The organism is Synechococcus sp. SynAce01 (genome assembly GCF_001885215.1).
GTDB lineage: Bacteria > Cyanobacteriota > Cyanobacteriia > PCC-6307 > Cyanobiaceae > Regnicoccus > Regnicoccus frigidus.
In genome coordinates, this window is the sequence record NZ_CP018091.1 from 1086935 (window position 1) to 1112557 (window position 25623).

Sequence of the window (25623 nt, forward strand, 5' to 3'; positions counted from 1 at the left end):
CGACATTGCCAAACTCGATTAGGTAGCAAACTCCGCACACCTCAGGAGTCGTTCCGGCCGTGCTTGACAGCTGCAGATGGCATGAACCACACGCTCGGTCATTGCCGCCAGATTGAACCGCCGATTGAAGCGGTAGCTGAAGGCGCCCAAGTAGCGATCAGCGTACTTTTCGAAGCGAAGGGCATGGAAGCTGCCGCTGAAGCTGGTTTTCAAGTTGCTGAGCACCGTGTTAATCCAACGGAATTCTGGTAATTCATTGGGATGACGACCCTTTACGACCACAGGATGATGGAAGCAACCGACTTCTGCAACGGCGCGAAAGCAAGCCAGCCCATCGGAGATCACTTCACAGCCTATCGCCAGTGAATCTTGGGCCCAATCAGCAATAGCGGCAAAAGAGAACGTGGGCACGGTGGCAAGTTTTATATACCGGGGGTGGCCCGCCTCATCGACAGAGACGGCTGCCACGACCGGCACCTTGTTCTCCGATCCACGACCAGGCTTGCCACCACAGCGTTCTCCGCCAAGGTAGGCATCATCCACCTGCACCCTTCCTCTGAGGACATAGGCGCCATCACGTTCTTTCATTGCCTGCATGATCTTGTTCTGAAGCAACCATGCCGTTCGGTAGTTCACACCGAGATGACGCCTCAGAGCTAGTGAGGAGATTCCTGTCTTGGCTTGGCCGACGAGGTAGAAGGCAAGGAACCAGGTGGTCAGAGGTAACTTTGTTGCCTCCAAGATGGTACCGGCCGTGAGGGTGGCTTGATGACGACAGCTCCGGCACTGATAGCGCTTGTGGCGCCTGCCAATGATGAGCCCGTACTCCTTGCCCTCACAACGTGGGCAACGGAAACCATCAGGCCAGCGCGCCTGTTCCAGGGCAACTTCACATTTTTGCTCGGTTCCGTAGAGCTCAATAAACTGGGGCAGCGACAGGCTGGCCTGGAACTGGATCCGATTCATAGCCATGGCAGTGACGACTGGTATATGCGTACCAGCCTAGGTCCCAAAAGGGCTGCCTGCGGAGCTTGCTGCCTAATCAAGTTGCCAAAAGACTTCACCAGCACTTCGGTGCCGAAGAAGCGGTAGTCCTTCGGCAGACGCACGGCTTGGCCCAGCGTGCCCTGGTGGTGAGGCATCAGTTCTGGGACGGCATCCAGAAGGCGCTTGATCCCCCGCTGCCTCAGCGAGCGCTCTGATCCTGGTTCTCAGCTGGCCGGGCGGCGTCAATCGGATCCGGTAGTTGCTCGAGTGCCTCCTCAAGCGCTTCAAGTTCCTGGTCATCCATGTCCTTCAGCAACAGGCTGGCCATCGCCCTGGCCTTGTCGGCATTGACATGGATTTGCTGCTTGGCCACAACACCGAAGTCACGGAAGATCTGGCGGCGCAACTCCACCCCCTCCTCGGAAAATCCGGGGCTGATCGTGGCGTTCTGGAGGATGAGGAAGTAGTTGTTGCAGGCCTCGGTGTACCCGATGATCAGGCGAAAGGCTCCCTTCAGGGCCGATGCCACCTGAAACTCCTGCTTGCTCAGGGTGGGCAGCGCCTCCTTGACCGCCGCCGACAGTCGCACGTATTCCTCCTTGCATTGGATCGGCGCAATCGCGATCGCCAGACCAGGCCCCAGCTGGTTCACATCCGTGACGTTGGCCGCGTTGCAGGAGGCCAGGAAGATGTCCAGCCCTCGCAGGCCCTCCCTCGCTTCGGTGGCGAGATCGGCCCGCAAAAAGCGCCGGGTCTTGCGGTTTTCCAGACTGCTGCGCACCACCAGTGTCAACTGGGTGACCACCGCCACGATCAGCACCGGCAGGGCTGTTTTGAAGAACTCGAACGTCTCCATCAGCGGCGAATCCACAGCACCATCCGACCAAGCATGGGGCCACCCCCAGGCCATCCTCCGTGGCGGCCAGATCCATCCCCTTGGCAAGGCATACAGCAACGGCAGCTGACCAGCTGCGCTCAGCTGCAAATGAGCGCAGCTGCAGCTGTGGCCTCATTACTCCTTTGCCCCAGAATGGATCATCAGTTCCCGTCGGCAGCATGGCCCTGCGCTCAGCCAGCGAGTTCCCGCCATCCCCGGAGCCAGAGGCCCTGGGGGACACCTACAGCGAATGCCGCGCGGCGCTGGTGTCGGCCAATCGTTCGCGGGGGGTTCTCAAGGCCCAGAGCGACCGTCGCGGCGTGGTGATTGCCGAGCTGAAACGGGAGCTGGGCGAACTGGAGGCCGACTTGGCTGATGAAGCACGGACCAAGCTGCGGCTGCATGCCCTCAACGCCAAGCTCGGCGCCGTGATCCGCGAACTGGAGGACACCGGTGACGCGATGGTGGGGCTGATTGATGAGAGTGAGCGCCAGAGCGGCTTCTGGCTGGTGGAGATGTTCAGGCGGCTGATCACCCAGGCCAGCCGTTGGCGCCAGGCCAAGGCGCACGCTGCGGCACTCGCCAGTGAATCGGCGGTCGACAGCCAGGGCTCTGCCGAACTCACCCCGCGCCAGATCAACGGCAACTTGATCAACGAACAGCCATGAGCGCGGGTCCATCGATTGCCGATCTGCTTGAGCAGAGCCACCGAGAACTTGCCGGCAGCGATGCCCGGGTGTATCGCCGCGTGGAGGCGCATCTCCAACGCTCAGGTGAAGCCCTGAGCCAGCTGCACGATCCGCCCGATGCTCCTTCCCGGCGCGGCCAGGCCCTGCTGGGCAAAGGCAGCTTTCTCAAGCTGTCGGTGGCAGCCCTCAAGCAGCTGTGCAAGGCGCACGGGATCAAGGGCTACACCAAGTTGAAGAAGCCTGAGCTGGCCAGGATTCTTGAGCGGAACCAGGTGGAGCCCCCACCGCCGCCGTTGGAGTCGTTCAGCAAAAAGGAGCTGATTGGCTTGCTGCGGCAGTTGTTGGCTTAAGAGGCTGGTGGTCGCTCGGCCTCCAGCTTGTCCTTGCAGGTTGAACAAAGCAAACGCCCCTTTTCTTGCCGATAGAGCTGCACGGAGCGTTCGATCTGGACGCCGCAAACCGAACAGGGGAACAGAGGGCTCATCGGTTACGAGGCGTCATCCCCTGGCTAGCGGAACAGGGGCGACAGGATCTGATTCTGATTCATCTCTGATCGCCGTTGGCCGGATCAGCTCAGAGCGGAGCAGCGGCGGCCGGGGCGATGGCTGGGCACTCCAGATTCCCCTGCCATGACCCTCCTCCCGTCTTACCCGCCGTCCAGATGATGCCGGGTCGCCCCTCTCGGGAGACCGCCTTGCAGGTGCGTGACCCACTCGGGCTGGTCAGCACAGCATCGCCCGACTCGCACTGGTAGGTCTTGGGGTTGCCACTGCCCATGCTGCAACCGCTCAGGTTCTTGAAGCTGGCGCGGCTGCCATCCACCAGGGCCTCCTTGCCGAGGTAGGTGGCAAAGGCGATGGGGTTGGGCTCGAAGGGAAGCTGCGCTGCGGACAGGGGCGCAGCAACAGCCACCAGAGCCAGTCCGAGTGGGATCAATCTGCACATAGGGAGGGGTGAATGGGGAACGCAAAGCCTGAGGTGATGGCCTCCTCTTTTCAATCATCCCCCAGATTCACCACTCTCCCTTCAAGGCCGCTGGTCATTCCATCAAGAGGGTGGGCTCGATCGGCGTGGAATCAATCCCTGAGTGCTGGCAAGCAAGAGTCGAACGCGATCGATCCAACATTTCGTCTGCTTTTCTCCTGCCTGAGCATTGAATCGTGTTGCACGACAGCCGGGGCCGTTGTTCGTCGCGCTTTGTCCGACAAAATCGTGTCGTGATTGCGCCCGCCGGCGATGGGCTCTGACACCGTTCGCTTCCTGCTTCGGCCCTGCTGGCTTGGCTGGATCCTGCTCGCCGCCACGCCGCGCGGCATTCTGGCGATCACCTTGGGCGATCAGCCAGGCCCACTGAGCGAAGAGCTGTGCCAGCGCCATCCCGCAGCCGAGCTCGCCGCGGCCGATCCCGAGCTGGAGGGCTGGCTGGCCCAGGTGCTCGCCGCCATCGACGAGCCGGTGCCGCCACCGCCGCTGGATCTGGGCGGCACGCCCTTCCGCCGGCGGGTCTGGCAGGAGCTGACCCTGATTCCCGCCGGCCGCACGGTGAGCTATGCCGAGCTCGCCCGCCGTCTGGGCGAACCCCGCTCGGTGCGGGCCGTGGCCCAGGCCTGCGGCGCCAACCCGATCGCCCTGGCCATTCCCTGCCACCGCGTCATCGGCAGCGACGGCTCCCTGCGTGGCTACCGCTGGGGCCTTGAGCGCAAAAAAGCGTTGCTGGAGCGCGAAGCTGGCCGTCACGGAACCTGAGCCCGCCTTGACAACGGCCATCGCCCTTGGGGCCAACCTCGGCGATCCCGCTGCCACGCTCACGGCCCTGCGGCCGTTGCTGATTCAAGAGCTGGAATCCTGGATGGGTGGGCCTGAGCCGTTGCTGAAACTGCGTTGGTCGCCGCTGTTCCGCACGGCGCCGGTGGGTGGTCCGCCGGGGCAGCCGCCGTTTCTCAATGCGGTGCTGCTGGTGGAGCGGGCTGCCAGCGGCGCCGCCCTGCAAAACAGCGAATCCTGGCCCGATCCGCTGGACCTGCTGGTTCGGCTGCAGAGCCTGGAGGCGCGTTTCGGCCGCCAGCGGCTGGTGCCTTGGGGGCCCCGCAGCCTCGATCTCGACCTGCTCTGGTGTGGTGCCACGGCCACAGCCGCCGATCAGGGGTCGCCGCTCCAGCTGGAGCTGCCCCACCCACGCCTGCGCCAGCGCACCTTCGTGCTGGCGCCGCTGGCGGCGATCGAGCCAGGGCTGGTGCCACCCGGGGGAACCACAACGGCCGCCGCTTTGCTGCAGCAGCTGCTGGCGGGCTCCAAGGAGACACCACCGCAGCTCCTGCCTGGTCGCACTGGCTGGCCTGAGTGGGGAGCATCGCTTCTGGAGTGAACCGCGCCGGCTACGGCAGGCGGTCATGCTGGAATCCCCTCAGCCCTGCTCCATGGCTCCGCTGCCGCCCCCCGAGCCGTCCACCCACCTGGAAACCACGGCGGCCCTGCAGGCCCGCAAGATCCGTTTCGAGCTCAACCGGGTGGTGCTGCCGATGGGGGTGGAGGGCACCTACGGGATCATCCGCCACCCCGGCGCCTCCCTGGCGGTGCCCGTGCTCGACGACGGCCGGGTGGTGATCCTGCGCCAGTACCGCTTCGCGGTGGAACGCCGCATCCTCGAGTTCCCTGCCGGCACCCTGGAAGCGGGCGAAGACCCTCTGGGTTCGATGCAGCGCGAGCTGGGCGAAGAAGCCGGCTTCAGCGCCGCCCGCTGGGACTCGCTCGGTCTGATGCTGCCCTGCCCCGGCTACTCCGACGAGCTGATCCACCTGTTCCTGGCCCGCGAGCTCAGCGCCCTGAGCGAGCGGCCCGCCGCCGACGAGGACGAGGACCTGGAGGTGCTGCTGATCGAGCCCGCCGCCCTCGATGCCGCCTTGGCCAGTGGCGATGAGGCCCTCGATGGCAAGAGCGTCACCGCCTGGTTCCGCGCCCGCCAGCTGCTCGGCCTCGGATGAGTGCGTCCGCCGCCGCCCCGGAAGGGAGCACTCGCTGGCTGTTCTGGCACCGGCGCGACCTGCGCCTGGCCGACAACCTCGGCCTGGCCGCCGCCTGCCGTGCCACCGCTGCTGTCACGGGTGTGTATGTGATCGATCCGGCCGAGCTGGCGGCAGCGGATCAATCAGTGGCGCGGCTGTGGTTTCTCGCCGAGAGCCTGCGCGAACTCCAGCAAGGCTGGCGCGCCGCCGGCAGCCAACTGCTGGTGCTGCACGGTGACCCCGTCGCGCTGCTGCCCAGGCTCGCCGCCACGATCGGCGCGGGCGTGGTGGCCTGGAACCGGGAAGTGGAGCCGGCCGGGCGGGAGCGCGACCGCAAAGTGGCCGCCACCCTGCAGGCCGCTGGCCGGAAAGTGCTCGCGGGCTGGGACCAGCTGCTGGTTCCCCCCGATACCCTCAGCACCGGCAGTGGCGATCCCTATCGGGTCTATGGGCCCTACTGGCGCCGCTGGCGGCAACAGCTGGAGGAGAGGCCCGCCGCCACACTCACCCCCACCCCGGCGCCCAGCGGCCTGCAGGATCTGGACGCGGCTGCGTCCCAGGCGCTGGAGAGCGAGCTGCCCGGCGAGCCGGCCAAGGCGCTTGAGGATCTGGCCAACCTGGGTGCAGCCTTCGCCGGCGCCGAAATCTGCGCCTGCCGGCCTGGTGAGGCGGCCGCCCGAGAGCAGCTGGAGGGCTTCAGCCATGCCGCCCTGCTCAACTACGACTCCGGCCGCAACCTGCCCGGCGAAGCGGGAACCTCCGGGCTCAGCGCCGCCCTGCGCTTCGGCACCCTCAGTCCCCGTCAGGCCTGGGCCGCCGCCCAGGCGATGAGACCGGCCGCCGGCAGCGGGGAGCAGCAACAGGCGATCACCGTCTGGGAGCAGGAGCTGGCCTGGCGCGAGTTCTACCAGCAGGCGTTGTTCCATTTCCCGGCCCTGGCCGACGGCGCCTACCGGGCCCAGTGGCGCCAGTTCCCCTGGGAGAACGATCCTGTTCGCTTCGGGGCCTGGTGCGAGGGCCTCACCGGCGTGCCGATCGTGGATGCGGCGATGCGTCAGCTCAACGCCAGCGGCTGGATGCACAACCGCTGCCGCATGATCGTCGCCTCCTTTCTGGTCAAGGATCTGATCATCGACTGGCGCTGGGGCGAGCGGGCCTTCATGGAGCGCCTGGTGGACGGCGATCTGGCCGCCAACAACGGCGGCTGGCAGTGGAGCGCCAGCAGCGGCATGGACCCCAAACCGCTACGCATCTTCAACCCGTACACCCAGGCGACTCGCTTCGATGCCGAGGGCACCTACATCCGTCGCTGGCTGCCGGAGCTGGCCCGCGTGGCCACCGCCGATCTGCTCAGCGGCACCATCGCGCCCCTCGAACGGCTCGGTTACCCGGCGCCGATCGTGGAGCACCGGCAGCAACAGGCCCATTTCAAGCAGCTCTACGCGTCTTTGCGCTAGCTGTTTGCGCTGAACTGGTTTGCGACAAGCCGGCTCAGGCCGCCAGTGTGGTCGCTGGCTCCTGGGCGCTGAGCGAGAGGGCGCAGACGCGGCGCACCACCTCCACCACACGCTGCTGCTGCTCGGCGGTCAGTTCCGGGAAGATCGGCAGGCTGAGTACTTCGGAGGTCAGCCGCTCGGTGACCGGCAGGCTGCCGGGCCCGTAGCCCAGACCGGCATAGGCCGGCTGGCGGTGGATCGGGATCGGGTAATAGATGATCGTCTGCACGCCGGCGCTGGCCAGTTCCTGCTTGATCCAGTCGCGGCAGGAGCTCTCCGGTAGCCCAAACTCGGCGCTGGCTGGCGAAGGGGTGCAACGCCCCGCGCAACTGGGCAGGCTGTGGGGACAGCGGGGGATGCGCACCACGAACTGGTTCCAGCTGTGCCCCTCGGGTCCGGCTTCCGGCAGCCGCAAACCCGGGGTGCCTTCCAGCTCACGCCGGTAGCTGGCGGCCAGCTGGCTCCTGCGCTCGATCCAGCCCTGCAGGTAGGGCAGCTTGACGTTGAGTACGGCCGCCTGCAGGGCATCGAGGCGGCTGTTGTAACCCAGCGAGGTGTGCAGGTAGCGGCGCGGCATGCCGTGCACGGCCAGCTCGCGGATGCGTTGGGCCAAGGCCCCATCGCGGCAGGTGACAGCACCGCCGTCGCCGGCACCGCCGAGGTTCTTGGTGGGGAAGAAGCTGAAACAACCCGCATCGCCCCAGCTGCCCAGGGCCTGACCCGCCCAGCTGGCGCCGCTGGCCTGGGCGCAGTCTTCGATCACTCGTAGGTTGTGGGCGCTGGCAATGGCCATCAGCCGCTCCATGTCGACGGGGCGGCCGAACAGGTGGACAGGCATCAGGGCGCGGGTGGCCGGTGTGATAGACGCCTCAATTCGCCCCAGATCGAGCAGATACGAGCCTTCCTCGACGTCGACAAAGACCGGCGTGGCGCCGACGGAACTGATCGCCTCGGCGGTGGCGAAAAAACTGAACGAACTGGTGATCACCTCATCGCCCGGGCCGATGCCAAGACCACGCAGGGCCAGGACGAGGGAGTCAGTTCCGCTGTTGCAGCCGATTGCGTGGGGACAGCCGATCGTGGCGGCGAAATGTTGCTCGAACTGGGCAATCGTGGCCCCGCCGATGTATTGCCCACTGCGCAACACCTTCAATACGGCATCTTCGAGGGCTTCACCGAGTTGATGAAGCTGCTCGGTGAGATCGAAGGGGGGCACCTGCATGCGTGGCACCTTAAGCCCCGAAGTTGGGCTTCAGATCCAGGCGGGCTCCTTGCCGGGATGCCACTTGATGTTGCAACCGATCGAGGCGGTCTGCTCCGGATTCACCGGTTCACCGGCCAGCACCGCCTCAAGGGCGGCGCGCAGGTCGCGGCCGTCGGGGGGTTGGCCGTTGCCGGGACGGCTGGCGTCGAGCTGACCCCGGTAGAGCAGCCGATGGTCGGCGCCGAACAGGAAGAGATCAGGGGTGCAGGCGGCCCTGAAGGCCTGGGCCACCGACTGGTCCTGATCGAGCAGATAGGGAAAGCGCCAACCGCAGCGATGGCGCTGGACCGCCAGCTGCAGCGGACCGTCCTGGGGATGGCTGAGCTGGCTGTTGCTGGCGATCGCCAGGATCGTCAGGCGCTCGCCGTAGTCGGCGTCGATCCGGCTGAGCTCCGCTTCCACGTGGATCACGAACGGGCAATGGGCGCAGAGAAACAGCACCAGCACGGGCTCAGCTGGCAAGGCCGCGCTCTCGATGGCTGGTTCCCCCGCAGGTGTTAACAGCGTCGGCAACCGGAAGGTGGGCAGCGCCGTACCAAGGGGAAGCATCGTGGAGGGTGTCAGGGCCAAGGCCAGCTCGGACGATGGATCTGGTGATTGTGGCGTCCATGGCGAGCGCCTGGTTCCGGCAGGATCAGCGCCGCTTGCATTCCCAGCTCTTGTTTCGGACTTCGCCTCGCCTGGCGACCCTCGCCGGCACCGCCCTGCTGCTGGCCAGTTGCACGCCGTCCCACCAGAGCGCCAGCTGGCGGATCTTCCCGCTGCAGCGGCAGCAACCCCACGACGGCCTGGCGGTGGCCAGCCAGCCCGATGGCTATGGCCTCCACCTCTGGCTCGAAACCGACACCACCACCCGGGGCGTGTGCCGGCCCCGCTGGCTGCCGGATGCGACGCGGCTGTTCAACGGCAACGGCTCGGCACCGTTCAGCTCCGGGCTAGCCACTCGCCCGGAGGTGTTCGAGGCCTATGGGCGCCGTGATGTGCGCCAGGCCCTGCGCCGCGAACTCGAAGCGTTATGCGAAACCAGGGCGCCACGGAGCCGCTGGGAATGGAGCGACCCGCCCCGCCGGCTGGAGGAGCTGAAGGTGGAGCCGCTGCCGCCGCTCAAGGAAGAGGACCTGCTACCCGATCCCGAACAGGTGCGCCAGCAGGAAGAGGCCTTGGCGCCGATCCCACCCCAGCCGGAGGACAATTAAGGGCCAGCAGCGCAGACCATTGCCACCGCACCCGCGTAGCCCTCAGGCAGCTGGAGCTCGTGGAGGGCGGTGGCTGGCGGAGACGGCAACGGCGGCGCCAGGATGCCGGTTCCCTGGGCCTTGAGCGTGGCCTCCAGGCGGCACCAGTGCCTCAGGAACGCCAGCCGTTGCTTGCTGGGCGGCAGGGCCTCGATCTGGCGGCAGAGCGCCGGGTCGAAGCAGCGACGGGCGATCGGTTGCCAGCGAAGGCCGGCTCGCTGGCGCTCCACATCAACACCGACGGGGCAAGTGGCGTGAAAGGCCAGCAGCACCAGGGCGCCGGAGTGGGAAATGTTGAACTGGGGAGAAACCTGAGCGGCCAGCTGGGGTTTGCCGCCGGGGCCCACCGTCAGCGGCAACGTGGCGGGGTCCTGGCCGATCAAGCCACCCAGCACCAGGCGCAGTGCCCCACGGCCCAGCAGGCTGCGGTCACGGTCGTCGTCGCGGCGCAGGCGCTCGATCCGGCGCTGCTCCGCCGCCGAGAGCAGGGACTGCAGCAACGGCCGCTGGGCCACCAGGGCGTGACAGCGGCGGTCGATCAGCCAGATCAGCGGTGGGGCCTGCGCGGCGGGATCCAGCTGGGGCCAGGGCTTCGATGGTGGCGGCCAGCGCATCGGCCTGAGCGGTTCGGTCACAGCGACGGCAGGGCGAACCAGAACACGGGTGCGAGCGCTGCGAGAGAATCCCATTCTCTCGACCCCCAGCGATGCTTCTCGATCTGCGCGGCAAGAAAGCCCTCGTCACCGGCATCGCCAACAACCGCTCGATCGCCTGGGGCATTGCCCAGCAGCTGGCGGCGGCAGGCTGCGAACTGGCGGTCACCTACCTGCCCGATGAGAAGGGCCGTTTCGAGGCCAAGGTGCGCGAGCTCACCGCTCCGCTTGAGCCCAGCCTGGTGTTGCCGCTCAATGTCCAGAACCCTGAGCAGATCGAGGCGGTGTTCAGCGAAATCGAGCGGCAGTGGGGCCACTTCGACGTGCTGATTCACTGCCTGGCCTTCGCCGGCAAGGAGGAGCTGGTCGGCGACTACAGCGCGATCAGCCCTGAGGGCTTCGCCCGGGCCCTTGAGGTGAGCGCCTATTCCCTGGCGCCGCTCTGCCGCCACGCCAAACCCCTGTTCAACGAGGGGGCCAGCGTGATCACGCTCAGCTATCTCGGCGCTGAGCGCGCCATCCCCAACTACAACGTGATGGGGGTGGCCAAGGCAGCCCTGGAGGCTTCGGTGCGTTATCTCGCGGCGGAACTCGGCCCCCAGAAGCAGGTGCGCGTGAACGCCATCAGTGCCGGGCCGATCCGCACCCTGGCCAGCTCAGCGATCGGCGGCATTCTCGACATGATCCACAACGTGGAAGTGAAAGCTCCGCTCAAGCGCACCGTCACCCAGCAGGAGGTGGGAAGCACGGCGGCCTTCCTGGCCAGCCCCCTGGCCTCGGGCATCACCGGCCAGGTGATCTACGTGGACGCCGGTTACTGCATCAACGGGATGTGAGCCGCGCTGTGACCAGAGCCCGCATCAACGGGGGCTGATCAGTGTTTCTGAGCGCATGGGCATCACCGATCCCATCCAGTCGATGCTGGTGCTGTGCAGGTTGTAGAAGGCAGCCTCCACCTGCAGGCGGCCGCCGCGCATCAGATCGGTGAGCAGCACGCTGGAGTCGACCAGGTTGCGGGCCGCGTTGAGGGTGTGGAGGCGGGAGGCCTGATCCAGGTCGTGCTGCCCGCCCAGGCTGAGCAGCTCCATGCGGAGCTGTCCCACCACCTGGGCCAGGCTCGGGGTGAGCTTCAGCGCTGGGTTCAGGGCCGCCTCAACGGCACCGCAGCGTTCATGGCCGAGCACCACGATCACCGGCACGCCCAGGTGGGCAACGGCGTACTCCAGGGAAGCGATGGCCGCGGTGGTGGAAAGGGTGCCGGCGTTGCGGACCACGAACAGGTCGCCGAAGCCTGTGTCGAACAGCAGCTCGACCGGCACCCGGGAATCGGCGCAGCCCAGCACCGCTGCCGTTGGATGTTGGCCCGATTCCACCTCGAGCATGCGCTCACGGCTGCTGTGGGGATGGAGCGATTCACCGTCAAGGAAGCGCCGGTGGCCTGCGTGCAGCTCGGCGAGCACCGCCTGGGGACAGTTGTTCAAGCAGCGGCCGACGCGATGCCGGCGATTGTGGACTGCTTGCGTTCATTGACTTCGGCATGATTGGTACCGTCCCGACCGATTGCCCTGTGTCCTCCCTTTCGGACCTCGATCACGGCAGCCCCGTCGGCCGCAGCGGCAGCATCGAGCGCGTCACCGGTGAAACGGACGTGCGCGTGCGCTTGGGCCTCGATGGAACCGGCCTCTGCCAGGTGAGCACAGGCGTGCCGTTCCTCGATCACATGCTGCACCAGCTGGCCAGTCATGGGCTGCTCGATCTGGAGATCACGGCCAACGGCGACCTCCACATCGACGACCATCACACCAACGAAGACGTGGGCATCGCCGTGGGTCAGGCCCTGGCCCAGGCCCTGGGCAGCCGCCAGGGCATCCAGCGCTTCGGCCATTTCGTGGCGCCCCTCGATGAGGCGTTGGTGCAGGTGGTGCTCGACTGCTCCGGCCGTCCCCACCTCAGCTACGACCTGGTGATCCCGGCCCAGCGGATCGGCACCTACGACACCGAGCTGGTCAAGGAGTTCTTCGTGGCGGTGGTGAACAACTCCGGCCTCACCCTGCACATCCGCCAGCTCGCCGGCGTCAACTCCCACCACATCGTCGAGGCCTGCTTCAAGGCCTTCGCCAGGGCCCTAAGGCTGGCGGTGGAGATCGACCCCCGCCGCGCCGGCAAGGTGCCCAGCAGCAAGGGAGTGCTGGAGCAGGCCGGAGGCCGACCCGCAACGTAATGGTTCGTTACGTGATGATGGGGATCAAGTTGTCTTCCCTGCCGCCCGCCCGATGACCGTCGCCCCCAGCCGCCCCGAACCCACCAGCCCAGCCACCGGCTCAGCCGTCGGCGATTACGACCGCGACGATTGGGCGAGTTCCTTCCGCAACGTCGGCAGCGAGCTCACCGGCGTTGCACTCACGCCCAGCTCAGGCACGATCCCGCCAGAGCTGGGCGGCACGCTCTACCGCAATGGTCCCGGCCGCTTGGAGCGCGGCGGTCGCTGGGTGCACCATCCCTTCGATGGCGACGGCATGATCACGGCCCTGCGCTTTGAATCCGGCGCGGCCAGCCTCTGCAATCGCTTCGTGCGCACCGAGGGCTGGGTGGCCGAGGAAGCCGCCGACAAGGTGCTGTATCGGGGCGTGTTCGGCACCCAGAAACCCGGTGGCCCGGCGGCCAACGCCTTCGACCTGCGGCTCAAGAACATCGCCAACACCCATGTGGTGCGGCTGGGCGACAAGCTGCTGGCGCTGTGGGAAGCGAGCTCACCGCACGCGCTCGATCCCGACACCCTGGAAACCAGAGGCCTCGACCTGATGGAGGGCACCCTGGCGGAGGGCGAGGCCTTCAGTGCCCATCCTCGCTTCGATCCGGGCCACCACGGCGAACGGCGCATGGTCACCTTCGGGATCAAATCGGGGCCCCGCAGCACGGTGCGGCTGATGGAGTACGACGCCAGCGCCGCCGGAACAGCTGAACTGAAGGCGGATCAGAAGCACAACTTCCCCGGCTTTGCCTTCCTCCATGACTTCGCGATCACCCCGAACTGGGCGGTGTTCCTGCAGAACGCGATGTCGTTCAACCCGCTCGGCTTCGTATTCGGACTCAAAGGGGCCGCCCAATGCCTGGGCTCCAAGCCCGGAACCCCCGGCGAGTTCTGGCTGATCCCGCGCTCCGGTGGCGGTGAACCGCGACGGGTTTCAGCCCCCGAAGGCTTCGTGTTCCACCATCTCAATGCCTTCGAAGAACCGGATTCCGGTAGCGCCGGCACGCTGGTCGTCGATTCGATCTACTACAACGATTTTCCGACGATCCCCCAGGGCGTCGACTTCCGCTCGATCGATTTCGACAGCCTGCCGGTCGGCCAGCTGAAGCGCTGCCGCATCGATCTGGCCAGTGGCGAGGTCAGCACCGAGCTGCTGGAGCAGCGCTGCTGTGAATTCGCCACGGTGAATCCCTCCCGGGTGGGGCTGAAGGCCAGCTGGGCCTGGATGGCGGTGACCGAAGTGGAAACAGGCAACGCTCCGCTGCAGGCCATCGAAAAGATCAACCTCGACACAGGCGAGCGCCGGCTCTGGAGCGCCGCTCCTCGGGGCTTCGTCAGTGAGCCGGTGATGGTGCCACGCCCGGGCGCAACGGCAGAAGACGACGGCTGGGTGATGGTGGTGGTCTGGAATGGCGCCCGCTGCGCCAGTGATCTGGTGATCCTGCGCGCGGGCGACCTCAGTGAGCAGGCCGTCCTGCCCTTACCGCTGGCGCTCCCCCATGGCCTGCACGGCAGCTGGGCGGAGGCGGCCTGAAAATGGCACGATCTTCTGTTGCTTTTCTGCCCGTGCCGTTTCTAGCTTCGCTGCTGCTGATCACCCTGTTCTGGCTGCCGATGCCGGCGGCGGCATCGCTGTTGCATGTGGCCGGATCGGTGCCCGACACCCTCGGCCTCAAGGACGGGGCCCTGCCCACCTGCCCCTCGGCCAATCACTGCGTCCGGGAAGACTGGCCGCTGGCTGATCCCATCGCTGCCCTCGCCCAGCTGCAGCCGGTGGTGGCGGCGATGCCAGGCACCCGGATTGAAACCGGCGCAGAGCCGGCGGCCACCTACCTCCATGCCACGGCAGAAAGCCGGCTGTTCGGCTTCATCGATGATCTCGAGCTGGCCAGCGACCCCGACCACGGCGTCCTGCAGGTGCGCTCGGCCTCCAGGCTGGGTGATTCCGATCTCGGGGTGAACCGAAAGCGGATCGAGTTGCTGCGCGAAGCGCTCCTCCCTTAAGAAGCGCCCGTTTTAGTGGCGCAGATGACGGGAGAGGGTGGCCTCGGAAAACAGGTGGCCGCGCTCCTGGGCGATCGCCACAACCGCGCTCGGATCGGCGGCGGCATCCACCCGCTGCTTCAAGGCCGGATCGGCTTCCACCTCGACAAGAAAGGCGGTGAGTTGGGACTTGGACACGGGGCTGCTGGCGGGGGACAGCCTCAGTCCTAGTCGGGGCTGCCAATCCCGGCCTCGCCCGGCCCGGGCGGCCGCGCTGGCGGCGGTGGCAGGGGCGTGCGTTGGAGCAGCGGTTTTGGCTCCGGTTCGGGTGGCTCAGGAGCCAGAACAGGCGGTGGTGGCAGGTCGGGCTCCAGCAGCGGAACCCTGGCGGGTTCGGGGATCGGATTCGGGGCCGTCTCCGGACCCACCACCTCCACCGGTGAGCGCTCCACCACCAGCTGGAAGCGGATGCGTTCGCGTTGGTTGATCAGCCGTTGCACCTCCGCCACCTGTTTGGGGGTCGGCTCGCCCGGGCGGCTGGCCCGCACCACCACGCGGATGATCGGCGGGTTCACATCCCAGTTGATCGAGAAATCAGCGATCTGGGCCTCCTGACCCAGTGTCACCGTTTCCCTGGTCAGCAGGGTCTGGATCGTGGTGGCCACCTGGCGCTGGACCAGCTCCTCGCGGCTGCGGCGAACCAGATCAAGGAAGCTGCCGGTGAGCGGCACCACCAACAGAGCGGTGAGGCCGAGGCTGACGATGCCCAGCCGGCTGCGACTCATCTGGTTTCTCAGGCCAGGCCCTGATTTGGCCAACACCAGCAGGCAACCGCTGAGGATGCCCATCAAGTTGGTGAGATACAGCAGCCCGGAGCCGAGCGCCACCGACCACTGGCTAGCGGAGAGCAGCAGGCCCAGGGCGCAGACCGGCGGCACCAGGGCCACGGCGATCGCCGTTCCCGCCAGCGACGACACCGCCTCACTGCGCAACCGGGCATAGGCAGCGATGCCACCGGCCACCAGGGCGATGCCGAGATCCAGCAGGTTCGGGGCCGTGCGGGCCTGGACCTCGCTGCCGAAATCACCCAACCCCGAGAGCCAGCCCAGCAACACCGAAACCCCGACGGCGATCAGGCCGCCCAGCAACAGGGTGAACAGCCCCTGCAGAACCAGCTTCACCCGGCCCCGCAGGATGCCGAAGGCCGTGGCCCGCAGCGGGGTGATCCAGGGGGCGATGATCATCGCGCCGATCACCACCGCGGCGCTGTTGGCCAGCAACCCCAGGCTGGCGATCAGGCTGGAGCCGAGGCTGAGCACGATGAACACCTCGGTGGTCCGGGCGTCGTCTTCGAATTCGGCGATCAGTTCGCGAACTCTCCTGGTCTTGGGATAGGCCGCTGGATCGATGCCTTTGTCGCCGTAATCCGCCGGGTTCACCATCTCAGGGGCGACTCCAGAACAGACAGGGGATCGAGAGCAGCACGGAGCCGCACAGATCAATCACGACGGTGATCTTGAGGTCCCCCATCGTGGGGGTAGAGGGTGCGCACAGCAACAGGGCCCGGATCTACGGCCAGGTAATGCTCAACCGCCCGTTCAATGTTGCGGTGCATCCTCTCGTTGCCCAGACGCTGTCCCAGCTCCGAGCGGCGGATCAGATCCAGCACCGTGGGGTTGAGGCCCGCCAACCAGAGGCTGATTCCCTCCTTCTCAAGGCGCTGCTCGGCTTCGGTGAGCGTTTTGAGGGCGGAGTACTCGATGTCGATCACGGCACTGCCATCGAGCACCACCACCGTGGGCTGGTGCTGGTTCACCTCGGCGCGCATGCGGCTGAGAACGCCGTGGGCATTGGCAAAAAACAGGCGACCCTCGGCGCGGAGGAGCAACAGCCCCGGCCAGCTCTCATCGTGGGGATGGCGCGGCGAGAGAGGCCGGAATACATCGGTGCCGAGCTTGCGTCCGATCGCGTACACCGGCGGGTTCACCTCCTGTTGCACCAGCGCCAGCAGTGACAGGATCACGGCCACCAGGATGCCCTTGAGGGTGCCCAGAAACACCACGCCCAGGAAGGCCACAACGGCCCAGTGAAATTCGGCGGCGCGCACGCGGCGGATCGCCAGGAACTCGCCAGGAGCGATCAGTTCGAATGAATAAACGATCACCACCACCGCCAGGGCGGCCAGGGGCATCAGGGCGATCCAGGGGGCCAGCAGCAGCAGGGTGGCCAGGGCGGCCGCTGCCGTGACCAGCTCCGCCATCTGGCTGCGGGCGCCGGCCTGGCGGTTCACCGCGGTCTGGGTGGTGCCACCGCCGGCTGCCATCCCAGAAAAGAAGCCGCCGCCGATGTTGGCCAGTCCCAGGGCCAGCAGCTCCCGGTCGGGGTTCGGAGAGGGTTCGTCAGAGGCGCGGAACGCCCGTGCCGCTGCGATGCTTTCGGTGAAACTCATCATGGCGATGCCCGCCGCCCCTGGCCAGAGAGCACCGACCAGGTTGAGCTCAGGCCAACTGAGTCTGGGCAGGCCCCGTGGCACCGCTCCCACCAGCTCGACGCCGAAGCGATCGAGCCCCAACAGGGCGCAACTGGCGATCGCCACGGCCACCAGCAGCAAGGGTGCGGGCAGCCTCGGGCACCAGCGCTTCAGGCCAAAGAGCAGGCTGAACAGCCCGACCGAGAGCAGCACCGTGGCGATCGACGCCTGGGGGATCTGACCGAGCAGGGCGGCAAGGTCGCGAAAGAAACCGGCTTTCTCCACATGCAGACCGAGCAACTTGGGCAGCTGATCCACCACGATCACCAGGCCGATGCCGGATTTGAACCCCACCAGCACCGATTCAGAGATGAAGTTGGCGATGAAGCCAAGGCGGAGCAGAGACGCGCCGCAGAGCATCACGCCCACCAGCAGGGCCAGGGTGGCGCTGGCCGCCATCAGGGCACTGGAATCGGCCAGCGGCGAGAGACGGTTCAGCTCGCTGCCCACCAGGATCGCCAGCGTTGTCGTGGTGCTGACGCTCAGGGGCCGGGAACTACCGAAGAGGGCGTACACCACCATCGGCACCAGGGCCGTGTAGAGGCCCACCTGCACGGGCAGTCCGGCCACGGTGGCGTAGGCCATCGCCTTGGGCAGCACCACCGCCGCAGCCGTCAGGCCGGCCACCAGATCCACCCGCGGCAGGGCTTGGCCAACGGCAGATCGATGGAGAAGGGCCTGGATCTGCTTCAAGGCGTGGGTGATGAAACCTGAGTTCTTGCGCAAGTTTCCTCGTTGAAGCTCTCACGCATGGACCAAATCATGGATCCGCTTTCCCCCGTTGGGCTGGGCGGAGAATTCAGAGGAGATGGCCCATCAGCATCATCATTTGAGGGTTTTGATCGAACTGATCCACTCGCGCAACTGCTCAGAGGCCACCTCCTTGCCGCCCAGGCCGAAGGCCACGGCCACGGCCACAGCGATCGAGCCAAAAAGCAAACCGAAAGCAATCGAGACGATCATCGGCGCCACGCCGATCTGCTGCAGGGCCATGGCGCCGGCGAAGGCGATGATCGCCAGCCGGGTGATGGTGGAGAGCATGGGGGCCAGAGGACCCGACGAAGCGACGACCACCTGACTGGCCAGATTGGCCAGGTAAAGCCCGATCGCGAACACCACCAGCCCGGCCATGATCTGGCTGAACACCAGCAGCATCACTCTGAACACATCGGTGAGGGCCGGCAGGGCCAGCACATTCGAGGCGGCGATGCAGGAGAACAACAGGATGGCCAGAAAAGCCACCACACCCACCAGCTCCGAAGGTGAACGCATGCTGTCGTTGGCCTCGGCATTGGCAGCCTTGCCGTACTCCGGCAGGCCGATCCACTGGAACAGACGGTTGAAGCCGACGCCGGCCAGCACGCGATCCACCAAGCCAGCCACGAAGCGGCCCACCAAGATGCCCACGGCCACGATCAGCAGAGCCGTGAAGATCTGGGGCAGGCTCACCAGCACCTGGGCCAGCATGGCGGTGGCCGGGCCTGAAAGCGCCGGGATCTCCAGGGCATCGAGGGCAGCGGTGGCCGTGGGGATCAGCACCACCACATAGACCAGCGTTCCGGCGATCCAGGAGAGCCGTTGGTTGCCCTTGTCAGGGTTGAGGCCGAAATCGGCGCCGGCTTTGTCGAGGCCGCTGGCGGCCACCAAATTGGACACCACCCCCCGCATGGTCTTGGCGATCAGCCAGCCGATCACCGCAATCGCCAGCGCTTTGACCAGCTGCGGCAGGGCACCGATCAGATCTTCGAACAGGCCCACCACCGGCGTGATCTGGGCGCCGAGGTTGAGGGCGCCAAGCACCAGCGGCACGAAAAACAGAATGATCAGCCAGAAGACCAAGTTGGCAACGGTCTCGCCGATCAGCATCCCGGCCGGTGCGTCGTCCTCCTTGCTGTCGAAGAGTTTTTCGTCCAGTCCCAGGTTGGCTGTGGAAGAGCGGACGATCGAGCGCGCCAGCGTGGCCAGCACAAAAGCCACCGTGGCCAGGATCGCGGCCGAGAGCAACTTCGGCAGGTAGGCGAAAATCTGGTTCACCAGCTCGCTCACCGGCTCCGACACCGAGCGCAGATCAAGGGTGTCAAGCGCCGCCAGCAGGGCCAGCACGATCACGATCCAGAACACCGCGGTGGAGAGCCAGCGACTCAAGCGCAGGGGCTTGATGCCTTCACCACGGCCCGAGAGGGTGCGGGAGAGCCGCTCATCGACAGCCAACCTCCGCAGCACGGTGCGGCAGATCTTGGCGGCCACACCGGCCACCAGCCAGCCCAGAAGCAAAATCGCCAACGCCCCCAGCAGATTCAGCACCACTGGCAGCGCCTCAGCACCAAGGGCTGTCAGGTCAACACTGACGGGTGGAGACGCAGGCGTGGCAACAGCACTGAGCGGAAACGGTGGATGCATGGATGGCAATCAAGGTCAAAAGAAAATGGCGATGGCGACAGGCGCTGCTACGGCCAAGGCCACAGCCATCCGTTACAAGCTCGGCACGGAACTAGCCATTGTCAACAAATTGAAGGAATCGGAAGGGAACCGCGAGCTGAGCAAAACTGGTGGGCCAGCCGGCAAATCTGCCAGCCTCCAGTGAAGCTTGCCGCTGCTGGATGAACGACCTGGACACCTGGGATCAGCTGCTTCGCCTGCATGTGGATCAAGCCGGCAGGGTGGATTACGCCGGCTGGCTCAGCCACCATCCCCACACCCTGAGCCACTGGCTGGCTGCACAGACAGCCGAAACCGATGGACGCCAGGAGCATCTGGCCCACTGGATCAACCTTTACAACGCCTTCACCATCCAGGCCGTGCTCAAGGCCTACCCGATCGCCTCGATCCGCCCGACGCTGCTGGGCCTGCCGAACTGGATCGGCTTTCTGGCCTTCTTTCAACGCAAGCGACACAGGCTTGCGAAGCAATGGATCAGTCTGGCCTGGATTGAGAACCGGATGTTGCGTCAGCAGGGCGATCCACGCATTCACTTCGCCATCGTCTGCGCGTCATTGGGCTGCCCGTTGCTGCGCAACGAGGCCTACCGGCCCGAGCTGGTGGAGCAACAACTGGACGACGACCTGAAGCGCTTTGTCAACAATCCAAGCAAGGTGCGTTATGATCCAGAACAGAACATTCTATTTTGCAGCAAGATTTTTCAGTGGTACAAAGCCGATTTTCTTGACGAACATACTTCGCTATCGCATTACATCTTGCCCCATCTGACAACAAGCTCCAAGCCCATCAACAAACAAAATGCTGAATTAAATTCTCAGCCAAGCACGGAGACAAAGACTGAGCCAAGTATAGAGACCACAAACAAGCCAAGGAGTCACCAAAACAATGAGCCACACCTGTCCTTTCTCCCCTATGACTGGAGCCTGAATCAGCGAATGTCTTCATAGAAGCGCTTCATCCGGCCTGGTGGCATGCCAAGGCCCCAGAGAATACCAATGGAGAGATACATCACAACGGCTTTACAGGTTCCCCACTGCCGAACCCGCCGGTCTGAACTGAACACCACCCGGCGGATCAGTTTGATCCTCCCCCTTTTCAGCAACTTGAAGCAAAGATCCCCATCTTCCAGAAGTGGAAGCGATTCATTGAAGCCCCCAACACTCCAGAATGTGTCACGCCGGGTGATCATCACCTGATCACCGAACAGAAGCCGGAACCCCCTAAGGAACAGATGGGGGCGAAACAGAAGCGGCGCCCCATGGGTTTTCAGCAGGTTCAGAGTGGAAATCAACCAGCGGGTCTTGCCATCAGACCGCATCAACGACACGAAGCCAGCGCAGGCGATTGAATCATCCGCCAAGGCACCCCTGGCCACGCTCACCAGATCGGTGGGGATGCGGGTGTCGGCATGGAGAAAACAGAGGAGGGTGCCGCTGGCACGGCGGGCACCTTCGTTCATCTGAATGGCCCTGCCGGCCGTTGAGGTCTGTACAACTGTGATCCCCGCTCCATGGGCGATGGTTGTGGTGGTGTCCGTGCTGCCTCCATCCACCACCACCACGTCCCAGGCTGGCGGGTTGAGGGCCTGCACCGTGCGCAGGGTGCCGAGAAGCCAAGCCTCCTCATTCAGGGTTGGAATGATGATCGAGAGACGCTCCATCGCCACTGCCTAGGAGCTGGTTGCCAGGCCAAAACAACAACGGAGTGGACCGAGTCGCCGGATGATGCCCTCGTACACAGCAAAACTCAACAGCAGGGAAAGAATACAGATGATCAGAAACTTGGCTGTGATGCCAAGCTCAAGCGGCACCACAAACCAGGCCACCACCACCAGCAGCGGCTGATGAACCAGGTAGAGCGGCAGCGCGGCCCCACGTCCATAGCGAAGGATGGGATGGGGGGCTATCAGGAAGCGGCGCGCCAACGCCAACGCAGCCAACACGGCGATCCAGCTGTTAAAACCACGGAAAGCCTGGACAAGAATGAATGCCATCGAATAGCCAGACGGCGGCATCGATGGACTGAGCCCTAACCACACAACGCTCGCCATGCAGGGAACAGCAAGGCTGAGGATCGTCCATCTCTGCTTGTCCAGCACAAGCAAGAAGCCTGGCTGGCAACAGAATAAATAGCCGTAAAAGAAATAAAGAAGATAAAGCGTCAGATTGGCCCAGTCGTCATAAACGTTCTGGAAGCCCGGCCAACCCGGACGCAACAGGGCTTCTGACAGCATCAGCGGCAGAGCCAAGAGCAGGAGCGAAGACCATGACACTGGCCAGGACATCAAGAGTGAAAGACGGCCATGGCTGCGATCATGCTGCAGCCATAACAGCACCGGAAGGCAGAGGAGCGAGATCACCAACAGATAAGCCAGAAACCAGAGATGGGCCCACTCAAAATGACCGACTGGCCGAATTCCATCAAAAAAGTGGGGATAAAACTGCAGGTAGTTCTGGTTCGATCCCGTGTCCTGCAGCTCGTGCAGATAAACCTGTGGAGGCACCAGCAACAGAATGCCAACCAGCAGGGGAACAAGCAACCGCCGCAGGCGTTCCCGCAGGTAGCGCGCAGGGCTGCGCAGCTGCAGGGAGTGCCAGCAGGCAGAGCCAGCCAGAAAGAACAACAACGGCATGTGCCATTGATACAGGAACTGAACCAGGCCAGCCAAGGCTGCACTCTTTTGGGGGTTGACCACATAGAAGACACCGAGTTCTCCGGTGTAGAATACGGCCGCTGCATGGAACGGGATCAACAACAACACGGCGATCAGCCTGGCCCAGTCAAGAGCCTGTGATCGCTCAGGTGTGTGGCTTGCCTGGCTGCTGATCATGAGTGCGTGATCATGGGCATGGCCCTAGAAGCCTGGAAGAACAATTCAAGAAGAAAAGTTATCACTTGAGCAAGGGAACACTATCGCCATAAAGATGATCTCGACAGCGATCTTTCTGTTACGAAGACGCTCAAAGTCAATGAACCAACACGTGAGCTGATGAGTCGGCTGGCTTCCCAAACAACTGCAAGTGCCTGCTCAATCTTCTCTTTCATTCCCGCCTGACTGAGCCTAGCAAGCCAAACAGCATGACTTGCCCATTCGCCATGAATGCTAGGTGCTCATTGCCATGAATCCTTTCTTTCAGCCAGATTTCGATCCAACTGATTTTTTTCAGCTTACTGCCATGGGGCGTGCCGATGACCCTCGTGGTCTACAACAGAGAAGATCATCGAGGAGATCGAAATACTCATAGTGCAGATTTTTATGGATGTTTCTATCTATCACAGGTTGCCAGCTTCTTGCTTTGGCTAGCATTTTGATGCAGCACAGGTCATCCACTAGTTGCCATGACTGGCGATTGAGTGCAATCCTGAAAATGTCCATTTCCGAACCTAAAGACGAAATAGCACTACTAGGGTCTGGTTGATTCAGATCGAGAGATTGTTGATCATGCGTTTGGATTATGGCTCGCTGGCCGGGGCTTTCGTGGGAGCCATCGTGGCCGCTTGGGGATCTGCGACGCAGGCGGAACAGCTGATGGATCAGTGCTTCGAAAACCTTGCAGTTCGTAGTGGGCAGGCCCATCAACGATCCTCAGTCGAGGCAGCCATCGATCTGACATCCTGTGAACTGACTCTTGGCGAAACGCAACAAGCCATTCGATTGCCCCAGCACGCTCAAGCCGAGCCTGCAAAAGCTTCCGATGAAATGCCCGCAAGCCCAGGGGGCACGGAGGATCTCGCCAAACAATCTCAGAATCCGATTGCCAATCTCATCAGCCTGCCCATCGAATTCAATACCATCTCGGGAGTAGGCCTTTCAGAGGCCCGATCACTGAACATTGTCTCCTTCAAGCCGGTCATTCCAGCGAAGCTGGGCAGCAGTGGTTGGAGCCTGATTACGCGCACGATCATTCCATTCGTGAATGCTCCCACCTCTGACACGGGCCGGCAAGCCATCACCGGTATCGGAGACATCAACCCCCAATTCTTCTTCGTTCCCGAAAGCAAAAATGGCCTCACCTGGGGGGTCGGTCCCGTGCTGACACTGCCCACAGCCAGCAACGAGCAGTTGGGGTCAGGGAAATGGAGTGGGGGGCCCGGGGCGGTCGTGGTCGTCACGACCGACAACCTGGTCTTCGGAGCCGTCGCCAACAACCAGTGGTCCTTTGCCGGCTCCAGCCGTCGTGACGAGGTCAACAGCTTGCTTATACAGCCCTTCTTGAATGTCAACCTTGATGGAGGTTGGTACCTGGTGTCGTCGCCGGTGATCACCGCCAACTGGCAAAACTCCGATCAGCAGGGACAATGGACCGTGCCCATCGGCGGCGGATTCGGTCGGGTGTTCCCGATTGGTACCCAACAGGTGAACGCCACCCTGCAGGCCTACTGGAATGCGGCCAAACCCGAGGGCGAGGGGACCTGGTCTGCCCGTGCCCAGATCACCTTTCTATTCCCACGCTGAAGCCGGGCGAGAGCGGTGTGGAGTCAGGCCGTTGTTCGAGCCGGCAGCAGCTTCAGAAACAACGTGGAGAGCAGAATGCTGACCAAGGTGTAAGTGAGAACAGCAGGGATCAGTCCTTTGATGGCGGATCCGTAGACCACCGCCAGCTGGGCAGCCAGGCCCAGATTCCTGGTGCAGGTCACCAGCGCCACGGTTCGTTGCTTGTCAGCATCCCTCTCGGCCAGGCCGTAGCCGATGGCCAGGCTGATCGCCACCATCAAGGCCATCGCCACCAGGGCCGCCAGATTCCCGGCCAGAAAGGGGAACAGGCTGCTGCTGGTGATCACCAGCAGCAGCACGACCACAAGCAACAACAAGGCCGTGGCCACTTGATTGATCACGCCACTCCAGCGCTCACCCCAGGCAGGCTTCCAGGCCTTCAGCAACAGGCCGGCCGCCAGCGGAAACAACTGCACCCTCGTGACCTGCAGCGCCACCTCAGCCGGTGTGATGTCCCAGCCATCCACCGGATTGACCCGGGTGAACAGCTCCACCATCAACGGGACCGAAACGATCGCCAGGATCGCCGCCGAAACCTGGATGCAGGCCGCCAGCTCGGGTGAACTGCCCGGGGAGCTCACGCGTCTCAGCGCCAATGGGGCACTGGGGCAGATCACCATCAAGGCGATGGCAAACCTGGCCGGGGAGGAGAGATCGGCCGTCAGAGGCAGCTCCAGAAGCAGGAGACCTGCCAGGGGCACCAACAGGCAGGTGCCCACCAAAATCCGTGCCATCACCCCGGGGTGCTGGCGCAGGACAGCAAAGGAGGAGGGTTTGAGCCCAAGGCCAAGGGCAAACATCACCGTGAAGATGGCGACACTGACCAACAGAGCAACGATGGGCGGCATTGGAGTCAGCGGAAGTTCAAGAGCAGAGCAGCGCAGCCATGGACCCTGATGCGAGCCTCAGGATCCAGACGCTCCCATGATCAGCAGCGACAACGCCACAATGCCGATCAGGGTGAGCGCAATGGCTGTGAAAATCGTGATGGAGGTCTGATCGATGTAGACAAAATCATCACGCTTCAGCTGCCTCAAGGTGCGCAGGTGCTGGCGGGTTGCCGCCGACATCGAAACGATGCCGATCAGCACGAATCCAATCGCCACCAGCCTCACACTCAGGCCAGCCTGGGAACTGCCCTCAAAGCGACTGGCGTTGATGGCGCCGACGATCTTGTCGAGACCGAAGCCGAAGCTGATCAGCGAGAGGCTGGTGCGGATCCAGGCCATCATCGTGCGCTCGGCCGCCGCCCGGCTGCGCTCTTTGGCCAGTTCGTTGTTGAGGTTGCCCATCAATCTGAGTGTTCACGAAGGCTGTCGGAAGGAATGTCGCCGGCTGCGGAGTGGGCCTGTCTGCGTTTCTGCCCATCCTCCAACTTCTGCTCGGTTTCCACCTCCCGGGCCAGAAAAACATTGAGGAAGGTGCGAATCACCGCCACCACCCCTAACTGGATCAGGTTCTGATTCGAGGGTGAGGTGGTCGTGGCCACGATGTCGGCGGCCAGCTGAAACTCCAGCGCCATCGACAACCAGCTGCCGAAGGTCAGGCGGATGGCATTGAAGGGCCGCGGCTGGCGATAGCCTCGCTGGCGCAAGCGCAGGGCCTGGCTGACGGTGACGACCAGGCCGATCGCCACGCACACCACCGACAGGCCTTCAAGCAGCAGGCGCAGGCCACCGGCCAAGCCGTCGATCCACTCGGCGAACAGGCCTGCTTCCATCG

30 protein-coding genes are annotated in these 25623 nt (G+C 64.3%); 14 read left to right on the top strand and 16 right to left on the bottom strand.

Translation table 11 applies throughout. The features are described from left to right. Positions 1 to 18 precede the first annotated feature (18 nt). Together BM449_RS05785 and BM449_RS05790 are read right to left on the bottom strand one after the other, a co-directional pair. Positions 19 to 972: an IS1595 family transposase gene (locus tag BM449_RS05785; RefSeq protein ID WP_071799713.1), complete on the bottom strand. Its 954-nt coding sequence runs from the start codon at positions 970 to 972 to the stop codon at positions 19 to 21. A gap of 214 nt (positions 973 to 1186) precedes the next feature. Beyond that, positions 1187 to 1843, bottom strand: a complete 657-nt coding sequence (locus BM449_RS05790; RefSeq protein ID WP_145536898.1) for a hypothetical protein — start codon at positions 1841 to 1843, stop codon at positions 1187 to 1189. 200 nt (positions 1844 to 2043) lie between these two features. Between BM449_RS05790 and BM449_RS05795 the strand changes: the two genes are divergently transcribed. Further along, positions 2044 to 2532, top strand: a complete 489-nt coding sequence (locus BM449_RS05795; RefSeq protein ID WP_071800453.1) for a hypothetical protein — start codon at positions 2044 to 2046, stop codon at positions 2530 to 2532. Beyond that, positions 2529 to 2903, top strand: a complete 375-nt coding sequence (locus BM449_RS05800; protein ID WP_071800454.1) for a Rho termination factor N-terminal domain-containing protein — start codon at positions 2529 to 2531, stop codon at positions 2901 to 2903. The genes BM449_RS05795 and BM449_RS05800 overlap by 4 nt, the downstream gene beginning before the upstream one ends. A gap of 223 nt (positions 2904 to 3126) precedes the next feature. Here the strand turns inward: BM449_RS05800 and BM449_RS05805 are convergent, their stop codons facing one another. Next, entirely contained in the window at positions 3127 to 3465 is a 339-nt protein-coding gene (locus tag BM449_RS05805) for a hypothetical protein (protein ID WP_145536895.1), read from the bottom strand. Positions 3466 to 3789: 324 nt separating this feature from the next. Between BM449_RS05805 and BM449_RS14645 the strand changes: the two genes are divergently transcribed. The 4 genes from BM449_RS14645 to BM449_RS05825 are packed head-to-tail and all read left to right on the top strand — an operon-like array spanning position 3790 to position 7012. Continuing rightward, the gene (locus BM449_RS14645) at positions 3790 to 4299 is read left to right on the top strand and encodes a methylated-DNA--[protein]-cysteine S-methyltransferase (protein ID WP_071800456.1); all 510 of its coding nucleotides are present in this window, start codon (positions 3790 to 3792) and stop codon (positions 4297 to 4299) included. Positions 4300 to 4306: 7 nt separating this feature from the next. Continuing rightward, positions 4307 to 4918 (top strand): 2-amino-4-hydroxy-6-hydroxymethyldihydropteridine diphosphokinase, encoded by a 612-nt coding sequence (gene folK, locus BM449_RS05815; RefSeq protein ID WP_120352763.1) that lies wholly within the window; start codon positions 4307 to 4309, stop codon positions 4916 to 4918. A 52-nt stretch (positions 4919 to 4970) separates the two neighbouring features. Continuing rightward, positions 4971 to 5534: an NUDIX hydrolase gene (locus BM449_RS05820; RefSeq protein WP_071802016.1), complete on the top strand. Its 564-nt coding sequence runs from the start codon at positions 4971 to 4973 to the stop codon at positions 5532 to 5534. After that, positions 5531 to 7012, top strand: a complete 1482-nt coding sequence (locus BM449_RS05825) for an FAD-binding domain-containing protein (RefSeq protein WP_071800457.1) — start codon at positions 5531 to 5533, stop codon at positions 7010 to 7012. The genes BM449_RS05820 and BM449_RS05825 overlap by 4 nt, the downstream gene beginning before the upstream one ends. Positions 7013 to 7046: 34 nt before the next feature. Here the strand turns inward: BM449_RS05825 and BM449_RS05830 are convergent, their stop codons facing one another. Beyond that, positions 7047 to 8273, bottom strand: a complete 1227-nt coding sequence (locus tag BM449_RS05830; RefSeq protein ID WP_071800458.1) for a DegT/DnrJ/EryC1/StrS family aminotransferase — start codon at positions 8271 to 8273, stop codon at positions 7047 to 7049. A 30-nt stretch (positions 8274 to 8303) separates the two neighbouring features. After that, complete coding sequence (locus tag BM449_RS05835; protein ID WP_071800459.1) at positions 8304 to 8885, bottom strand: thioredoxin family protein; 582 nt, start codon at positions 8883 to 8885, stop codon at positions 8304 to 8306. Between the two features lie 38 nt (positions 8886 to 8923). Between BM449_RS05835 and BM449_RS05840 the strand changes: the two genes are divergently transcribed. Then, positions 8924 to 9511 (top strand): hypothetical protein, encoded by a 588-nt coding sequence (locus tag BM449_RS05840; protein ID WP_233831151.1) that lies wholly within the window; start codon positions 8924 to 8926, stop codon positions 9509 to 9511. Here the strand turns inward: BM449_RS05840 and BM449_RS05845 are convergent. Next, on the bottom strand, positions 9508 to 10185 hold the full coding sequence (locus BM449_RS05845) for a 4'-phosphopantetheinyl transferase superfamily protein (RefSeq protein WP_071800460.1): 678 nt from the start codon (positions 10183 to 10185) through the stop codon (positions 9508 to 9510). The two genes, BM449_RS05840 and BM449_RS05845, sit on opposite strands and share 4 nt — an antisense overlap. 71 nt (positions 10186 to 10256) lie before the next feature. On the opposite strand from BM449_RS05845, the gene fabI reads away from it, so the two are divergent. Continuing rightward, entirely contained in the window at positions 10257 to 11039 is a 783-nt protein-coding gene (fabI, locus tag BM449_RS05850) for an enoyl-ACP reductase FabI (RefSeq protein WP_071800461.1), read from the top strand. Positions 11040 to 11063: 24 nt separating this feature from the next. Here the strand turns inward: fabI and BM449_RS05855 are convergent, their stop codons facing one another. Continuing rightward, positions 11064 to 11684 carry a carbonic anhydrase gene (locus BM449_RS05855; RefSeq protein WP_071800462.1) on the bottom strand — a complete coding sequence of 207 codons (621 nt, stop codon included), beginning with the start codon at positions 11682 to 11684 and terminating at the stop codon, positions 11064 to 11066. Positions 11685 to 11770: 86 nt separating this feature from the next. Here BM449_RS05855 and hisB point away from each other — a divergent pair, with 86 nt between their 5' ends. The 3 genes from hisB to BM449_RS05870 are packed head-to-tail and all read left to right on the top strand — an operon-like array spanning position 11771 to position 14458. Then, on the top strand, positions 11771 to 12424 hold the full coding sequence (gene hisB, locus BM449_RS05860) for an imidazoleglycerol-phosphate dehydratase HisB (RefSeq protein ID WP_071800463.1): 654 nt from the start codon (positions 11771 to 11773) through the stop codon (positions 12422 to 12424). 52 nt (positions 12425 to 12476) lie between these two features. Then, complete coding sequence (locus tag BM449_RS05865; RefSeq protein WP_071800464.1) at positions 12477 to 13988, top strand: carotenoid oxygenase family protein; 1512 nt, start codon at positions 12477 to 12479, stop codon at positions 13986 to 13988. A 2-nt stretch (positions 13989 to 13990) separates the two neighbouring features. Further along, a complete protein-coding gene (locus tag BM449_RS05870; protein ID WP_083544420.1) occupies positions 13991 to 14458 on the top strand; it encodes a DUF1499 domain-containing protein in 468 nt (155 codons plus the stop codon). Between the two features lie 12 nt (positions 14459 to 14470). Here the strand turns inward: BM449_RS05870 and BM449_RS05875 are convergent, their stop codons facing one another. The 4 genes from BM449_RS05875 to BM449_RS05890 all read right to left on the bottom strand — a co-directional run bounded on the left by BM449_RS05875 (position 14471) and on the right by BM449_RS05890 (position 19367). Continuing rightward, positions 14471 to 14635 carry a Nif11-like leader peptide family natural product precursor gene (locus BM449_RS05875; RefSeq protein ID WP_071800465.1) on the bottom strand — a complete coding sequence of 55 codons (165 nt, stop codon included), beginning with the start codon at positions 14633 to 14635 and terminating at the stop codon, positions 14471 to 14473. 29 nt (positions 14636 to 14664) lie between these two features. After that, the gene (locus BM449_RS05880; protein ID WP_083544421.1) at positions 14665 to 15879 is read right to left on the bottom strand and encodes a DUF389 domain-containing protein; all 1215 of its coding nucleotides are present in this window, start codon (positions 15877 to 15879) and stop codon (positions 14665 to 14667) included. A 56-nt stretch (positions 15880 to 15935) separates the two neighbouring features. Beyond that, positions 15936 to 17660, bottom strand: a complete 1725-nt coding sequence (locus tag BM449_RS05885; protein WP_083544626.1) for a SulP family inorganic anion transporter — start codon at positions 17658 to 17660, stop codon at positions 15936 to 15938. 132 nt (positions 17661 to 17792) lie between these two features. Next, positions 17793 to 19367 (bottom strand): mechanosensitive ion channel, encoded by a 1575-nt coding sequence (locus BM449_RS05890; RefSeq protein WP_071800466.1) that lies wholly within the window; start codon positions 19365 to 19367, stop codon positions 17793 to 17795. Here BM449_RS05890 and BM449_RS05895 point away from each other — a divergent pair. Together BM449_RS05895 and BM449_RS05900 are read left to right on the top strand one after the other, a co-directional pair. Continuing rightward, entirely contained in the window at positions 19366 to 19551 is a 186-nt protein-coding gene (locus BM449_RS05895; protein WP_071800467.1) for a hypothetical protein, read from the top strand. The two genes, BM449_RS05890 and BM449_RS05895, sit on opposite strands and share 2 nt — an antisense overlap. 76 nt (positions 19552 to 19627) lie before the next feature. Next, positions 19628 to 20353, top strand: a complete 726-nt coding sequence (locus tag BM449_RS05900) for a DUF547 domain-containing protein (protein ID WP_233831154.1) — start codon at positions 19628 to 19630, stop codon at positions 20351 to 20353. Here the strand turns inward: BM449_RS05900 and BM449_RS05905 are convergent. Then, on the bottom strand, positions 20335 to 21066 hold the full coding sequence (locus BM449_RS05905) for a TIGR04283 family arsenosugar biosynthesis glycosyltransferase (RefSeq protein ID WP_071800469.1): 732 nt from the start codon (positions 21064 to 21066) through the stop codon (positions 20335 to 20337). The genes BM449_RS05900 and BM449_RS05905 overlap by 19 nt on opposite strands. A gap of 9 nt (positions 21067 to 21075) precedes the next feature. Beyond that, positions 21076 to 22236 carry an acyltransferase family protein gene (locus BM449_RS05910; RefSeq protein ID WP_071800470.1) on the bottom strand — a complete coding sequence of 387 codons (1161 nt, stop codon included), beginning with the start codon at positions 22234 to 22236 and terminating at the stop codon, positions 21076 to 21078. A 585-nt stretch (positions 22237 to 22821) separates the two neighbouring features. Here BM449_RS05910 and BM449_RS05915 point away from each other — a divergent pair. Beyond that, a complete protein-coding gene (locus BM449_RS05915; RefSeq protein ID WP_071800471.1) occupies positions 22822 to 23862 on the top strand; it encodes a hypothetical protein in 1041 nt (346 codons plus the stop codon). A 23-nt stretch (positions 23863 to 23885) separates the two neighbouring features. Here BM449_RS05915 and BM449_RS05920 read toward each other — a convergent pair whose 3' ends face one another. Genes BM449_RS05920 through BM449_RS05930 form a run of 3 tightly spaced genes read right to left on the bottom strand, consistent with a single transcriptional unit; the run spans position 23886 to position 25621 of the window. Beyond that, positions 23886 to 24749, bottom strand: coding sequence for a bile acid:sodium symporter (locus BM449_RS05920; RefSeq protein WP_071800472.1), 864 nt, complete (start codon positions 24747 to 24749; stop codon positions 23886 to 23888). A gap of 57 nt (positions 24750 to 24806) precedes the next feature. After that, entirely contained in the window at positions 24807 to 25193 is a 387-nt protein-coding gene (locus BM449_RS05925; RefSeq protein ID WP_071800473.1) for a DUF202 domain-containing protein, read from the bottom strand. After that, positions 25193 to 25621: a DUF1622 domain-containing protein gene (locus tag BM449_RS05930; RefSeq protein ID WP_071800474.1), complete on the bottom strand. Its 429-nt coding sequence runs from the start codon at positions 25619 to 25621 to the stop codon at positions 25193 to 25195. Before BM449_RS05930 ends, BM449_RS05925 begins: the two co-directional genes overlap by 1 nt. Between the last annotated feature and the right edge of the window lie 2 nt (positions 25622 to 25623).

What these genes read in the sequence shown, in the direction of transcription:
- BM449_RS05890 (WP_071800466.1), bottom strand. Translation starts at nt 19,367, where the DNA reads ATGCATCCACCGTTTCCGCTCAGTGCTGTTGCCACGCCTGCGTCTCCA.
- BM449_RS05825 (WP_071800457.1), top strand. Translation starts at nt 5,531, where the DNA reads ATGAGTGCGTCCGCCGCCGCCCCGGAAGGGAGCACTCGCTGGCTGTTC.
- BM449_RS05820 (WP_071802016.1), top strand. Translation starts at nt 4,971, where the DNA reads ATGGCTCCGCTGCCGCCCCCCGAGCCGTCCACCCACCTGGAAACCACG.
- BM449_RS05870 (WP_083544420.1), top strand. Translation starts at nt 13,991, where the DNA reads ATGGCACGATCTTCTGTTGCTTTTCTGCCCGTGCCGTTTCTAGCTTCG.
- BM449_RS05930 (WP_071800474.1), bottom strand. Translation starts at nt 25,621, where the DNA reads ATGGAAGCAGGCCTGTTCGCCGAGTGGATCGACGGCTTGGCCGGTGGC.
- BM449_RS05830 (WP_071800458.1), bottom strand. Translation starts at nt 8,273, where the DNA reads ATGCAGGTGCCCCCCTTCGATCTCACCGAGCAGCTTCATCAACTCGGT.
- BM449_RS05800 (WP_071800454.1), top strand. Translation starts at nt 2,529, where the DNA reads ATGAGCGCGGGTCCATCGATTGCCGATCTGCTTGAGCAGAGCCACCGA.
- BM449_RS05920 (WP_071800472.1), bottom strand. Translation starts at nt 24,749, where the DNA reads ATGCCGCCCATCGTTGCTCTGTTGGTCAGTGTCGCCATCTTCACGGTG.
- BM449_RS05895 (WP_071800467.1), top strand. Translation starts at nt 19,366, where the DNA reads ATGGATGGCAATCAAGGTCAAAAGAAAATGGCGATGGCGACAGGCGCT.
- BM449_RS05910 (WP_071800470.1), bottom strand. Translation starts at nt 22,236, where the DNA reads ATGATCAGCAGCCAGGCAAGCCACACACCTGAGCGATCACAGGCTCTT.
- BM449_RS14645 (WP_071800456.1), top strand. Translation starts at nt 3,790, where the DNA reads ATGGGCTCTGACACCGTTCGCTTCCTGCTTCGGCCCTGCTGGCTTGGC.
- BM449_RS05840 (WP_233831151.1), top strand. Translation starts at nt 8,924, where the DNA reads ATGGCGAGCGCCTGGTTCCGGCAGGATCAGCGCCGCTTGCATTCCCAG.
- BM449_RS05795 (WP_071800453.1), top strand. Translation starts at nt 2,044, where the DNA reads ATGGCCCTGCGCTCAGCCAGCGAGTTCCCGCCATCCCCGGAGCCAGAG.
- BM449_RS05790 (WP_145536898.1), bottom strand. Translation starts at nt 1,843, where the DNA reads ATGGAGACGTTCGAGTTCTTCAAAACAGCCCTGCCGGTGCTGATCGTG.
- BM449_RS05880 (WP_083544421.1), bottom strand. Translation starts at nt 15,879, where the DNA reads ATGGTGAACCCGGCGGATTACGGCGACAAAGGCATCGATCCAGCGGCC.
- BM449_RS05785 (WP_071799713.1), bottom strand. Translation starts at nt 972, where the DNA reads ATGGCTATGAATCGGATCCAGTTCCAGGCCAGCCTGTCGCTGCCCCAG.
- BM449_RS05905 (WP_071800469.1), bottom strand. Translation starts at nt 21,066, where the DNA reads ATGGAGCGTCTCTCGATCATCATTCCAACCCTGAATGAGGAGGCTTGG.
- BM449_RS05865 (WP_071800464.1), top strand. Translation starts at nt 12,477, where the DNA reads ATGACCGTCGCCCCCAGCCGCCCCGAACCCACCAGCCCAGCCACCGGC.
- fabI (WP_071800461.1), top strand. Translation starts at nt 10,257, where the DNA reads ATGCTTCTCGATCTGCGCGGCAAGAAAGCCCTCGTCACCGGCATCGCC.
- BM449_RS05925 (WP_071800473.1), bottom strand. Translation starts at nt 25,193, where the DNA reads ATGGGCAACCTCAACAACGAACTGGCCAAAGAGCGCAGCCGGGCGGCG.